Consider the following 14,006-nt stretch of genomic DNA (forward strand, 5'->3'; position numbering starts at 1 on the left):
CCGATCGCCCGTCGAGCGCCCCTGGCGGGGGCGGCGTCAGCCGAGACCGTCCAGGAAGCCGCTCATGGCGTGGCGCAACGCGTCCGGGCGCTCCAGATGGACGTCGTGCCCCGCCCCGGGTACGACGGCCGTCACCGCCCGCGGCTGCCGCCGGTGCATCTCCTCGGCCTCCTCCGCACCGATGATCCCCTTCTCGGCGAGGACGACCAGCGTCGGGCACCGCACCGCGCCCCACTCCTCCCAGAAGGAACGTTCCGCGTTCTCCCGCAGGGAAGCCACCATGAGGTCGCGGTCGAAGCGCGGCCACCAGCCGTCGTCGCGCCTCTCCAGGCCCTCCGCCCAGCCCCTGCCGACCGCGCCGCCGCCGAGGAACTCCGCGGCGGCCCCGGACGACGCGAAGGGCACCGGCCAGGAGTCCAGCCACGCCCCGATGTCCGCGGGCACCCCCGGGTTCGGGCCGCCGGGACCCGCTTCGACCAGTACCAGGGCGCGGACGAGCTCCGGGTGGGCCGCGGCGGTCAGCATCGCCGTGTGGCCGCCGAGCGACTGCCCCACCAGGATCACCGGCCCGGTGCCGAGCCGGGCGACGACGGCCGCGGCGTCGGCGATGTAGGCCGCGCGGGACACGTCCTCGGGGTGCCGCTCGGAAGTGCCGTGCCCGCGCTGGTCCACGGCGATCACACGATGACGACGGCTCAGCCACCGCGCCGTGTCGTCCCATTCCCCGGCGTGACCGGCCAGGCCGTGCAGCAGCACCACGGTCGGCCCCGCGCCGCCCCAGTCCCGGCACTCCAGCCGTACACCGTCGCGGACCACCGTCATGCCCGACCACGTCATCACGCATCTCCTCCTCCCGGCGCGGGGGACCCACGCCGCGTATCGCCGCCCCGCACCCTGCCGGATACGGCCGGTGCCTGCCAACAATGTTTCCGCCGCCCGGGGAGCGGCGGGCGCCGGCGCTGTTCCGGAGGTTCCTTCCCGGCGGCCCACCCCGGTGGTACCGTCCGGTCGGTCGTGGCCCCGTCCGGAAGGCGGCGAGGTGCACTCGCTCGACGGCCGGCGGCGGCAGGGGAGAGGCGCGGCGTGAGGCGTATGACGGCCCGTCCGGCGAACGGGCACCAGGCGCGTGTGCTGCGTCTGCTGCGTGACATGGGCCCCCAGTCCCGCGCGGTGCTCGGGGACCAGGTGCAGCTGTCCCGGTCGAAGCTGGCGGTCGAGGTCGACCGGCTGCTGGAGACGGGCCTCGTGGTCGCGGACGGCCTGGCCGCCTCGCGCGGCGGACGGCCTTCCCACAATGTGCGCCTCGCCCCCGGTCTGCGCTTCCTCGGCGTGGACATCGGGGCCACCTCGGTCGACGTCGCCGTCACCAACGCGGAGCTGGAGGTGCTCGGCCACCTCTCCCAGCCCTTCGACGTCCGCGAGGGCCCGGTGGCGGTGTTCGAGCAGGTGCTGGTGATGGCCGCCGAACTGCGCGCCGCGGGCACCGCCGAGAGCTTCGACGGCGCCGGGGTCGGGGTGCCGGGACCGGTGCGGTTCCCCGACGGCGTGCCGGTCGCGCCGCCGATCATGCCGGGCTGGGACGGCTTCCCGGTCCGGGAGGCCATGAGCCAGGAGCTGGGCTGTCCGGTCCTGGTCGACAACGACGTGAACCTCATGGCCCTGGGGGAGCAGCACGCCGGGGTCGCCCGCTCGGTCCGCGACTTCCTCTTCGTCAAGATCGGGACCGGAATCGGCTGCGGCATCGTCGTGGGCGGACGGGTCCACCGCGGGGTCACCGGAAGCGCCGGGGACATCGGCCACATCCAGGTCGTGCCGGAGGGCCTCCCCTGCGCGTGCGGCAACCACGGCTGCCTGGAGGCCTACTTCGGCGGCAGCGCGCTCGTACGGGACGCGACGGCGACCGCGGGCGCCGGGGGATCGGCGGCGCTCGCCGCGCGGCTGGCGTCGGCCGGCGCGCTGACCTCCGCCGACGTGGCCGCGGCCGCCGCCGGCGGTGACGGCGCCGCCCTGGACCTCATCCGACAGGGCGGCAACCGCACCGGCCAGGTGATCGCCGGGCTGGTGAGCTTCTTCAACCCCGGGCTCGTCGTGATCGGCGGCGGACTCACCGGCCTCGGGCACACCCTGCTCGCGAGCATCCGAAGCCAGGTGTACGGGCAGTCGCTGCCGCTGGCGACCGGCAACCTCCCCATCGTGCTGAGTGAACTCGGAGCGGCCGCGGGTGTGGTCGGGGCCACCCGTCTGATCAGCGATCACGTCTTCTCGCCGGTGTGACGCCCGGGCCGGGACCGTGAGCGGGCTGCCCTCCCCTCCTGCGGAACGGCTCTTTGCCGCGCTGCCGCATACCGCCTCGCTCGGTCGACTTCCCCTTCCCGGCACGGGAGTTGACCTCTCGGCAAGACTTTGTCCTGGAACCGGAAAAAGACCTTCTCGATTCCTGCGCAACTTCTTCCCCCACCGGGCGGGCGCTGCTACTTTCCCATCGAAAGCCTGACGGAGCGGGACCGGCCGATGCCGGTCCGGTATCCCCATGCCGACGGCCGGGGGAGGTGAGGGGCACGTGAGACGCATGACAGCTCGACCCGCCAACGCGCACCAGGCGCGGCTTCTGCGGCTGCTCCGTGACGGCGGACCGAACTCCCGTGCCCAGATGGGGGACCAGATCGACCTCTCCCGGTCCAAGCTCGCCGTCGAGGTCGACCGGCTGCTGGAGACGGGCCTCGTGGTCGCGGACGGCCTGGCCGCCTCACGCGGCGGCAGGCGCTCGCACAACATCCGGCTCGCCCCGAGCCTGCGCTTCCTCGGCGTCGACATCGGCGCCACCTCGGTGGACGTCGCCGTCACCAACGCCGAACTGGAGGTGCTCGGTCACCTCAACCACCCGATGGACGTCCGCGAGGGACCGGTCGCCGTCTTCGAGCGGATCCTCGAGATGGCGGCCAAACTCAGGGCCGCGGGCCTGGCCGAGGGCTTCGACGGGGCGGGCATCGGGGTACCGGGGCCCGTCCGCTTCCCCGAGGGCGTCCCCGTCGCCCCGCCGATCATGCCGGGCTGGGACGGCTTCCCGGTCCGCGAGGCGCTCAGCCAGGAACTGGGCTGCCCCGTCATGGTCGACAACGACGTGAACCTGATGGCCATGGGGGAGCAGCACGCCGGAGTCGCCCGCTCCGTCGGCGACTTCCTCTGCGTCAAGATCGGTACGGGCATCGGCTGCGGCATCGTCGTCGGCGGTGAGGTGCACCGCGGTGTGACCGGCAGCGCCGGCGACATCGGCCACATCCGGGTCGAGGCCGACGGACGCGCCTGCGCCTGCGGCAACACGGGGTGCCTGGAAGCCCACTTCAGTGGCGCCGCGCTCGCCGCCGACGCCTTGGAGGCCGCCAGATCGGGGTGGTCGCCCGCCCTCACGGCCCGGCTGGAGGCGGCCGGCCAACTGTCCGCCGTCGACGTCGCGGCCGCGGCGGCGGTCGGTGACGCGGCCGCGCTGGAGCTCATCCGCGAGGGGGGCAACCGTGTCGGTCAGGTCATCGCCGGACTCGTCAGCTTCTTCAACCCCGCGCTGGTCGTGATCGGCGGCGGTGTCACCGGTCTCGGCCACACCCTGCTCGCCAGCATCCGCAGCCAGGTCTACCGCCAGTCGCTGCCCCTGGCGACCGGCAACCTGCCCATCGTCCTCGGTGAACTGGGCCCCACCGCCGGCGTGATCGGCGCGGCCCGGCTCATCAGCGACCACGTGTTCTCCCCGGCCTGATCCCCCACCGGCCCGAACGCACCACGGCACCACCGGCACCACGGCACCACCGGCTCCACCGGCACGCTCCGCACGCGCACGTGTACCCGCACCCGCCGAGGGGATCGTCATGGCACCAGAACCACCGGCACCGCCGCCCCCGATCGCAGCCCCGCTGCTCACCATGTCCGGCATCACCAAGTCCTTCCCCGGCGTCCGCGCCCTCGACGGCGTGGACCTGGACGTCCAGGCCGGTGAGGTGCACTGCCTCCTCGGCCAGAACGGCGCGGGGAAGTCCACCCTCATCAAGGTGCTCGCCGGGGTTCACCAGCCCGACGACGGGGAGATCACCTGGCGCGGGGAACCGGTGTCGCTGAGGTCGCCCATCGCCGCGATGCGGCTCGGCATCGCCACGATCTACCAGGAACTCGACCTGGTCGAAGGACTGTCCGTCGCCGAGAACGTCTTCCTCGGCCATGAGCCGACCAGCGCGGGATTCGTCGTGCGCGGACGCGACGCCCGCCGGGGAGCGGCCGTTCTGCTCGGTCGGCTCGGCCATCCCGAGATCGATCCCGCCCGCCGCGTCGGCGACCTGTCCGCGGCCCACCAGCAGATCGTGTCGATGGCCCGGGCCCTCTCGCACGACGTACGCCTCATCGTCATGGACGAGCCGTCCGCCGCGCTGGACCCCGAGGAGACCGACAACCTGCTCCGCATCGTCGGGCAGCTCACCGCCGACGGTGTCGCCGTCGTGTACATCTCCCACCGGCTGGAGGAGATCCGCCGCGTCGGTGACCGGGTCACCGTCCTCAAGGACGGCCGCGCGGTCGCCGGCGGACTGCCCGCCAAATCCATGCCCACCCGGGACATCGTCGCGCTCATGACGGGCCGTGACGTCGAGTACGTCTTCCCCGAGCGCCCCTCGGCACCTCCCGTCGGCGACCCCGTGCTGCGGGTCGAAGGCCTCTCGCGCGACGGGGAGTTCGCCCCGGTCGACCTCGAGGTGCGTCCGGGGGAGATCGTCGGACTCGCCGGCCTCGTCGGCTCCGGGCGCTCGGAGATCCTCGAGACCCTCTACGGCGCCAGGAAGCCCACCGCGGGCCGGGTCATCGTCGACGGGCGCGCCCTCAAGCCCGGCAGCGTCCCCTCGGCCGTCCGCGCGGGGCTGGGCCTGGCGCCGGAGGAGCGCAAGGCGCAGGCGCTGCTGATGCTGGAGTCCGTCACGCGCAACGTGTCGGTGTCCACGCTCTCCCGCTTCTCCCGGGGCGGATGGCTCGACCGCAGGGAGGAGCGCCGGGTCGCCCGGGAGGCCACCCGCGCGCTGTCCCTGCGTCCCGACAACCCGGACGCGCAGGTGCGCACCCTGTCGGGCGGCAACCAGCAGAAGGCCGTCCTCGCCCGCTGGTTGTTGCGCGGCTGCCGGGTGCTGCTGCTCGACGAGCCGACCCGGGGCGTCGACGTGGGTGCCCGCGCCGAGCTGTACGCGGTGATCCGCCGGCTCGCCGACGACGGGCTCGCCGTCCTGCTCGTCTCCAGCGAGGTCCCCGAGGTGCTGGGGCTCGCGGACCGGGTGGTGGTGCTCCGCGAGGGCCGTGTCGTGCACACGGCACCCGCGACGGAACTGGACGAACACCGCGTACTCGACCTCGTCATGGAAGGGAGCCCGAGCTGATGACGCAGCCCGCTTCCCAGGCCCCGCAGGCACCGACGCCGCCCGTGGACGCGCCTCCCGCCACGAAGGGCGGCGGCCGGCGTCCGGCGCTGGGGCTCCGCGCCGACGTGCGCAACCTGTCCCTGCTCGGCGTCCTCGCGGCCCTCGTCCTCGTCGGGGGCATCACGCAGCCCGACAGCTTCCTGGACGTCTCCAACCTCCAACTGGTGCTCACCCAGGCGTCCGTCGTCGGTGTCGTCACCGTCGGCATGACCTTCGTGATCACCAGCGGGGGCATCGACCTGTCCGTCGGCGCGATCGTGGCGCTCGCCTCCGTGTGGGCGACGACGCTCGCCACCCAGGAGTACGGCTTCACGGGCATCCTCTTCACCGCGGTCGTCGTCGGCGTCGGCTGCGGGCTGGTCAACGGGGTGCTCATCGCCTACGGCGGCATGGTGCCGTTCATCGCGACCCTCGCCATGCTCGCCTCGGCACGCGGGCTCGCCCTGTATCTCACCGACGGCAAGACGCAGATCGTCACCGTGTCCTCGGTGCTCGACCTCGGTCTTCCCGCCAGCTACGTCCTCGGCATCCCGCCGCTGGTGCTGGTCTTCGCCGCGGTCACCGTCATCGGCTGGCTGGTGCTGAACCGGACGACCTTCGGGCGCAGGAGCGTGGCCGTCGGAGGCAACGCGGAGGCGGCCCGCCTGGCCGGCATCGACATCCGCCGGCAGCGGCTCTACCTCTACCTGCTGTCCGGGCTGTGCTGCGGCATCGCGGCCTTCATGCTGATCATCCTGTCCGGCTCGGGCCAGAACACCAACGGCAACCTCTACGAACTCGACGCGATCGCCGCGGCGATCATCGGCGGCACGCTGCTCAGCGGCGGCCGCGGCACGATCGTCGGCTCCGTACTCGGCGTCCTGGTGTTCACCACCATCCAGAACATCTTCGCCCTCAACAACCTGGAGAGCGCCGTCCAGCAGATCGCCAAGGGAGCGATCATCGTGGCCGCCGTCCTGGTCCAGCGCAGCACCTTGCGCAACGGCGACGGCTGACTCGGCTCGTCGCCCCCGCTCCGCCCGACAACCCGCACGCACCCGCACCGCCCTATCCCGAAGGGTCTCACCGCCATGCCACGAATCCCGGTCACCAGCCGCAGAGGACTGCTCTTCGGCGCCGCCGCCGTCTCCGCCGGAGCGGCCCTCACCGCCTGCACGAGCAACGAACCGAAGAAGGCCGGAACGGCCGCCACCACGGCGGCGGCCGCCGACGACAAGCCCGGCACGCCGGTCACGATCGGCTTCGCCGGCCCGCAGGCCGACCACGGCTGGCTCAACGCCATCAACCAGAACGCCAAGGACCGCGCCGCGAAGTACTCCGAGGTGACCCTGGAGATCACCGAGGGCTCCAACGACACCGCCGCGCAGATCGGCCAGATCCAGACCCTGATCAACAAGAAGGTCGACGTCCTGGTCATCCTGCCGGCCGACGGCAAGGCCCTCACCCAGGTGGGCCTGCAGGCCATGAAGGCCGGCATCCCGGTGATCAACCTGGACCGGATCTTCGCCTCTCCGCAGGCGTACCGCTGCTGGATCGGCGGCGACAACTACGGTATGGGGCTCAACGCCGGCCGCTACATCGGCGAGCAGCTCAAGGACAAGCCCGACGCCAAGGTCGTCGAGCTCGCCGGCATCGACAACCTGGAGCTCACGCGGCAGCGCACCCAGGGCTTCGACGACGCCCTCAAGAACTACCCCAACATCAAGAAGGTGGCCCGGCAGGCGGCCGAGTTCACCGTCGAGACCGGCCAGGCCAAGATGGCCCAGCTGCTGCAGGCGCAGAAGCAGTTCGACGCGCTGTGGAACCACGACGACGACCAGGGCGTCGGCGCCCTGCGTGCCATCGCGCAGGCGGGCCGCGACGACTTCTTCATGGTCGGCGGCGCCGGTTCCAAGTCGGCCATGGACGCCATCAAGGCCGACAACGGCGTGCTGAAGGCCACCGTCCTCTACCCGCCGACCATGGCCGCCTCCGCCATCGACCTGGCCCGTGCGCTCGGCCAGAAGAAGGGCGTCGCAGGGATGTCGGAGCTGGAGATCCCCGCGTCGATCACCCTCTACTCCGCCGTCGTCACCAAGGAGAACGTCGACGAGTACCTGCCGACGGGCTTCATCTGACAGGTCCGCCCCGCCCGTCCGAACCGAGCAACCGACGAGGAGCAACGGCATGGCTGATATGGCCGGTAGGGAAGACAGCGACGCAGGGGCCGCTTTGCCGGCGCTCGGCATCGGCATGGTCGGCTACGCCTTCATGGGCGCCACGCACTCGCAGGCGTGGCGCACCGTGGGCCACGTCTTCGAGCTGCCGATGCGGCCCGTGCTCGCCGCGATCGGCGGCCGGGACACGGCCGCCGTCCGGGCGGCCGCCGCCCGGCACGGATGGGCGGCCGCGGAAACGGACTGGCGGGCGCTGGTGGACCGGGACGACGTCCATCTCGTGGACGTGTGCACCCCCGGTGACAGCCACGCCGAGATCGCCATCGCGGCACTCGAGGCGGGCAAGCACGTCCTGTGCGAGAAGCCGCTCGCCAATTCGGTCGCCGAGGCCGAGGCCATGGCCTCGGCGGCCGAGCGGGCGGCCGAGCGCGGCCAGGTGGCCATGGTCGGCTTCAACTACCGGCGGGTGCCGGCGGTGGCCTACGCCCGCAGGCTCATCGCGGACGGGAGGATCGGCACGATCCGCCACGTGCGCGTGACCTACCTCCAGGACTGGCTCGTCGACCCGGACTTCCCGCTGACCTGGCGGCTGAAGCGCGAGTACGCGGGTTCCGGGGCCCTCGGTGACCTCGGTGCGCACGCCGTGGACCTCGCGCAGTACCTGGCGGGGGAGCATCTGGTGGGTGTCTCGGCGCTCACCGAGACCTTCGTCCGCGAGCGGCCCCTGCTCGCGGGCGCGTCGACGGGGCTGTCGGGTTCCGGGGCCGCGGAGCGGGGGCCGGTCACGGTCGACGACGCGGCGCTCTTCACCGGGCGGCTGGCCTCGGGCGCGCTCGCCTCGTTCGAGGCCACCCGGATGGCCTCGGGGCGCAAGAACGCCCTGCGGCTGGAGATCAACGGCGAGCGCGGCTCGCTCGCCTTCGACCTGGAGCGGCTGAACGAGCTGTCGTTCCACGACCACACCGAGCCCGCCTCCTCGGCCGGCTTCCGGCGGATCCTGGTGACCGAGCCGGGTCATCCGTACCTGGAGGCGTGGTGGCCGCCCGGCCACGCGCTCGGCTACGAGCACACCTTCACCCACCAGGCGCGCGACCTCGTCCACGGCATCGCCGCCGGGACCGCCCCGGCGCCGTCGTTCGCCGACGGCCTGCAGGTGCAGCGCGTCCTGGCGGCGGTGGAGGAGAGCGCCGAGAAGAACGCCGTCTACACCCCCGTCACCGTCTGACCACGCCCGCTTCGAGGAGGCCCTCGCCGTGCCACGACCCTTCACCCTCTTCACCGGCCAGTGGGCCGACCTGCCCTTGGAGGAGGTCTGCCGGCTCGCCCGCGACTTCGGCTACGACGGGCTCGAACTCGCCTGTTGGGGCGACCACTTCGAGGTCGACAAGGCCCTCGCCGACCCCGCGTACCTGGACGGGCGGCGGGCACTGCTGGACAAGTACGGACTCAAGTGCTGGGCGGTCTCCAACCACCTCGTCGGTCAGGCCGTCTGCGACAACCCGATCGACGAGCGCCACAAGGCGATCGTGCCCGCCCGCATCTGGGGCGACGGCGAGCCCGAGGGCGTACGGCAGCGGGCCGCGCGCGAGCTGGCCGACACCGCGCGGGCCGCGGCGGCCTTCGGCGTGCGCACCGTCATCGGCTTCACCGGCTCGTCGATCTGGCACCTGGTCGCCATGTTCCCGCCGGTGCCGGAGCGGATGATCGAGCGCGGCTTCGAGGACTTCGCCGAGCGGTGGAACCCGATCCTGGACGTCTTCGACGCCGAGGGGGTCCGCTTCGCCCACGAGGTTCACCCGGCCGAGATCGCCTACGACTACTGGACCACGCACCGCGCGCTGGAGGCCGTCGGCCACCGGCCCGCGTTCGGGCTGAACTTCGACCCGAGCCACTTCGTGTGGCAGGACCTGGACCCGGTCGGGTTCCTGTGGGACTTCAAGGACCGCATCTACCACGTCGACTGCAAGGAGGCCCGCAAGCGCCTCGACGGCCGCAACGGGCGGCTCGGCTCCCACCTGCCCTGGGGTGACCCGCGGCGCGGCTGGGACTTCGTCTCGGCGGGGCACGGTGACGTGCCGTGGGAGGACGTGTTCCGGATGCTCCGGTCGATCGCCTACGACGGCCCCATCTCGGTGGAGTGGGAGGACGCCGGAATGGACCGCCTCGCCGGTGCTCCGGAAGCGCTTTCCCTCCTGAAGAGGTATGACTTCGACCCGCCGGCGGCCTCGTTCGACGCCGCGTTCGGAGGCAACGACTAGCTCGAGCATCAGAGGTCCTCGCAGGCCACAACGCACAGCCGGCAGCCCGGCGGCCACCGCCGCCGGGCCTGTCGGGCTGCCCGGGCACGTCTTTGTCCTGACGCTGGAGAAAGTTCAACTTATTCACCGCACAAGGGCTTTCGGTCCCGGACGAACCCGGCTAACGTCCCTGAGGTGTACAGGACATGGGCCTGAAACATGAGGCCGTTCCTGTCGTGACACCCCTGACCAGCGTGACGGCGCACGCCGGTCCCCGGATCTTCCGCACGGCAGCTGCATCCGCCCGTACGACCTTCCCGGAGGACACACGTGCACAGACAACGGCCCGGAGCACCCGGAACCCGCTTCCGGCGGGGACTCGCACTCCTCACCGGCGGCCTGCTCGCCGCGACGTCCCTCGTGGTCGCCGCCCCCTTAGGCGCCGCGGCCCGGCCGCTCGATACCGAGCCCGCGGCGGCGGAGGCGTTCCAGCAGGTCACCCTCGCCAAGGGAGAGCCCGAGACCGGCGAGCCCATGTCGCTCGCGGTCCTGCCCGACCGCAGCGTGCTGCACACCTCGCGCGACGGCGAACTGCGCAGGACCGACGCCGCCGGCACCACCACCGTGATCGGGACCGTCCCGGTCTACACGCACGACGAGGAAGGCCTCCAGGGCGTCGGCATCGACCCCGGCTTCGCCCAGAACCGGGCGATCTTCCTCTACTACGCGCCCCCGCTCGACACCCCCGCGGGTGATGCCCCCGAGCAGGGCACCGCCGCCGACTTCGCCAAGTTCGACGGCGTCAACCGGCTCTCGCGCTTCACGCTCAACGCCGACTGGACCCTGGACAACGCCAGCGAGAAGAAGGTCCTCGACGTCGCCGCGACCCGCGGCATCTGCTGCCACGTCGGCGGCGACATCGACTTCGACGCCCAGGGGAACCTGTACCTGTCCACCGGCGACGACTCCAACCCCTTCGCCTCCGACGGCTTCGCGCCCATCGACGACCGCCCGGGCCGCAACCCCGCCTACGACGCCCGCCGCACCTCCGGCAACACCAACGACCTGCGCGGCAAGCTGCTGCGCATCAAGGTCGCCGACGACGGGTCGTACACGATCCCCGAGGGAAACCTCTTCGCCCCGGGAACCGAGAAGACCCGCCCCGAGATCTACGCCATGGGCTTCCGCAACCCCTTCCGCTTCAGTGTCGACAAGAAGACCGGCATCGCCTACGTCGGCGACTACGGACCCGACGCCGGCGCGGCCGACCCGAAGCGCGGCCCCGGCGGCCAGGTCGAGTTCGCCCGCGTCACCAAGGCCGGCAACTTCGGCTGGCCCTTCTGCACCGGTGACAACGACCCGTACGTCGACTACGACTTCGCGACCGGGCAGTCCGGCGAGACCTTCGACTGCGCCGCGCCCAGGAACGAGTCCCCGTACAACACGGGCCTGACCGACCTGCCGCCCGCCCAGGCGGCGTGGCTCCCCTACGACGGCGGCTCCGTGCCCGAGTTCGGCTCCGGCTCCGAGTCCCCGATGGGCGGCCCCGTCTACCGGTACGACCCCGAGTCGGACTCCCCGGTGAAGTTCCCCGAGGCCTACGACGGCGACTTCTTCGCCGGTGAGTTCGGGCGCCGCTGGATCAAGCGCATCGAGCAGGGCGAGGACGGCACCGTCCAGTCCATCAACCCCGTCGCCTGGTCCGGCACGCAGATCATGGACATGGCCTTCGGCCCGGACGGCGCGCTCTACGTCCTCGACTACGGCACCGCCTGGTTCGGCGGCGACGAGCACTCCGCCCTCTACCGCATCGAGAACGCCACCGACGGCCGCTCCCCGTCCGCCGAGGCCTCCGTCAACAAGACCTCCGGCACGGCACCGCTGAAGGTCACCTTCTCCTCGGCCGGCACCACCGACCCCGACGGCGACACCCTGGCCTACAGCTGGGACTTCGGTGACGGCGGCACCTCCACCGCCGCCAACCCCGCGCACACCTACCGCACGAACGGCACCTACACCGCGACCCTCACCGTCAAGGACCCGACGGGGCGCACCGCCTCCGCGAGCGTCCGGGTCGTCGTGGGCAACACCGCGCCCAAGGTGACGCTGGACCTGCCCGCCGAAGGCGCGCTGTTCAGCTTCGGCGACGAGATCCCGTTCAAGGTGACCGTCACCGACCCCGAGGACGGGACCGTCGACTGCTCCAAGGTCAAGGTCACCTACGTCCTCGGCCACGACAGCCACGGCCACCCCGTGACCTCCGCCAACGGCTGCACCGGCACCATCAAGACCTCCGCCGACGGCGGCCACGACCCCAACGCCAACATCTTCGGTGTCTTCGACGCCGAGTACACCGACGGCGGGGGCGGCGGCCAGGAGGCCCTCACCACCCACGACCAGGCACAGCTCCAGCCGCGTCAGCGTCAGGCCGAGCACTTCACCGCCCAGTCCGGCATCGACCTCTTCGACAAGGCCGAGGCCCACGGCGGCCGGACCGTCGGCAACATCGACAACGGCGACTGGATCTCCTTCAAGCCCTACAACCTCACCGGTTCCGTCCGGTTGACCGCGCGCGTCTCCTCCGGCGGTGCCGGCGGCTTCCTCGAGGTGCGCACGGGCTCGGCCACCGGCACCATCCTCGGCTCCGCGCCCGTCCCGGTGACCGGCGGCTGGGAGACCTTCCAGGAGATCGACGTACCGCTGCGCGCCGTGCCGAAGAAGACCACCGAGCTGTTCCTGGTCTTCAAGGGCGGCTCCGGGGCGCTCTACGACCTCGACGACTTCGAGCTCTCCAACACCCCGGCCGACCGGGCCGCCAAGCGGGTGCTGGTCTTCTCCAGGACCGCCGGGTTCCGCCACGACTCCATCCCCACCGGCGTCGCCGCGCTGAAGGAGCTCGGCGCCACCGCCAACATCACCGTCGACGCCACCGAGGAGCCGAAGCAGTTCACCACGAACAACCTGGCGCGCTACGACGCCGTGGTGTTCCTGTCGACCACCGGTGACGTCCTCAACGCCGAGCAGCAGCAGGCGTTCGAGAACTACGTCAAGGGCGGGGGCGGCTACATGGGCGTCCACGCCGCCGCCGACACCGAGTACGACTGGCCCTTCTACGGCGGTCTCGTCGGCGCCTACTTCCAGTCGCACCCGCAGATCCAGAAGGCCACCGTCCGCGCCGAGGACCACGACCACCCGGCCACCGCGCACCTCGACGCGGCCGGCTGGGAGCGCACCGACGAGTGGTACAACTACCGCACCAACCCGCGCGGCCAGGCCCGCATCCTCGCCACCCTGGACGAGACCACCTACCAGGGCGGCACGATGAAGGGCGACCACCCGATCGCCTGGTGCCAGACCTACCAGTCCGGCCGCTCCTTCTACACCGGCGGCGGGCACACCAAGGAGTCCTACGCCGAGCCGGCGTTCCGCCAGCACCTCCTGGGCGGGCTGCGCTACGCCGCCGGACAGGTCAAGGCGGACTGCAAGCCGCAGACCGGCTACCGCGACCTGTTCAACGGGCACACCACGGAGGGCTGGAAGCAGGCGGGCCCCGGCAAGTTCAACGTCGTCGACGGTGAACTGCGCACCGAGGGCGGCATGGGCCTGCTGTGGTACCAGGCCAAGCAGTTCGGCTCGTACTCGCTGAAGCTCGACTGGAAGATGGACGGCGACGACAACTCGGGGATCTTCGTGGGCTTCCCGGCCTCCGACGACCCCTGGTCCGCGGTGGACAAGGGCTACGAGGTCCAGATCGACGCCTCCGACGCCCCCGACCGCACCACCGGATCCGTCTACAGCTTCAAGTCGGCCAACCTCAAGGCCCGCGACCAGGTGCTGCGGCCGCCGGGCCAGTGGAACAGCTACGAGATCAAGGTCCAGGGTGAACGGCTCCAGGTCTTCCTCAACGGGGTCAAGATCAACGACTTCACCAACACCGACCCGGTCCGCAGCCTGAAGGACGGCTACATCGGCCTGCAGAACCACGGCGCCGACGACCAGGTGTCCTTCCGGAACATCCAGATCAAGGAACTGCCCTCCTCGTAGGGCGGTCCCTGCCGGCACCCACGAGCCGGCGGCGGCCTCGCCCTCGATCATCGCGGCGACGATGTCGCCGTTCTCCGCGACCGGCTGACGGCGCACGGTCACCCAATCGCCGTCGCAGATGGCGG

At 71.7% G+C, this 14,006-nt stretch carries 9 protein-coding genes and 1 pseudogene; 8 read left to right on the forward strand and 2 right to left on the reverse strand.

The window, feature by feature from the left end:
- Nucleotides 1-36: 36 nt before the first annotated feature.
- Nucleotides 37-837, reverse strand: coding sequence for an alpha/beta hydrolase (locus tag AB0F62_RS37325; RefSeq protein WP_361810007.1), 801 nt, complete (start codon nucleotides 835-837; stop codon nucleotides 37-39).
- A gap of 255 nt (nucleotides 838-1,092) precedes the next feature.
- On the opposite strand from AB0F62_RS37325, the gene AB0F62_RS37330 reads away from it, so the two are divergent.
- From AB0F62_RS37330 to AB0F62_RS37365, 8 genes are all read left to right on the forward strand, one after another.
- A complete protein-coding gene (locus AB0F62_RS37330; RefSeq protein WP_361810021.1) occupies nucleotides 1,093-2,274 on the forward strand; it encodes an ROK family transcriptional regulator in 1,182 nt (393 codons plus the stop codon).
- Nucleotides 2,275-2,569: 295 nt separating this feature from the next.
- Nucleotides 2,570-3,751, forward strand: a complete 1,182-nt coding sequence (locus AB0F62_RS37335) for an ROK family transcriptional regulator (RefSeq protein WP_361810009.1) — start codon at nucleotides 2,570-2,572, stop codon at nucleotides 3,749-3,751.
- A gap of 109 nt (nucleotides 3,752-3,860) precedes the next feature.
- Nucleotides 3,861-5,402, forward strand: a complete 1,542-nt coding sequence (locus AB0F62_RS37340; RefSeq protein WP_361810011.1) for a sugar ABC transporter ATP-binding protein — start codon at nucleotides 3,861-3,863, stop codon at nucleotides 5,400-5,402.
- Complete coding sequence (locus AB0F62_RS37345; RefSeq protein WP_361810013.1) at nucleotides 5,402-6,439, forward strand: ABC transporter permease; 1,038 nt, start codon at nucleotides 5,402-5,404, stop codon at nucleotides 6,437-6,439. The genes AB0F62_RS37340 and AB0F62_RS37345 overlap by 1 nt, the downstream gene beginning before the upstream one ends.
- 75 nt (nucleotides 6,440-6,514) lie before the next feature.
- A complete protein-coding gene (locus tag AB0F62_RS37350; RefSeq protein WP_361810015.1) occupies nucleotides 6,515-7,561 on the forward strand; it encodes a substrate-binding domain-containing protein in 1,047 nt (348 codons plus the stop codon).
- 58 nt (nucleotides 7,562-7,619) lie between these two features.
- Entirely contained in the window at nucleotides 7,620-8,825 is a 1,206-nt protein-coding gene (locus AB0F62_RS37355; protein ID WP_361810023.1) for a Gfo/Idh/MocA family oxidoreductase, read from the forward strand.
- A 28-nt stretch (nucleotides 8,826-8,853) separates the two neighbouring features.
- A complete protein-coding gene (locus tag AB0F62_RS37360; protein WP_361810017.1) occupies nucleotides 8,854-9,858 on the forward strand; it encodes a sugar phosphate isomerase/epimerase family protein in 1,005 nt (334 codons plus the stop codon).
- A gap of 309 nt (nucleotides 9,859-10,167) precedes the next feature.
- The gene (locus tag AB0F62_RS37365) at nucleotides 10,168-13,881 is read left to right on the forward strand and encodes a ThuA domain-containing protein (protein ID WP_361810019.1); all 3,714 of its coding nucleotides are present in this window, start codon (nucleotides 10,168-10,170) and stop codon (nucleotides 13,879-13,881) included.
- Nucleotides 13,882-13,914: 33 nt separating this feature from the next.
- Here the strand turns inward: AB0F62_RS37365 and AB0F62_RS37370 are convergent.
- Nucleotides 13,915-14,006 (reverse strand): annotated as a pseudogene (locus AB0F62_RS37370) (S24 family peptidase); the annotation flags it as partial.

Origin of the sequence: Streptomyces sp. NPDC026673 (assembly GCF_040638135.1) — a bacterium.
Classification (GTDB): Bacteria; Actinomycetota; Actinomycetes; order Streptomycetales; family Streptomycetaceae; genus Actinacidiphila.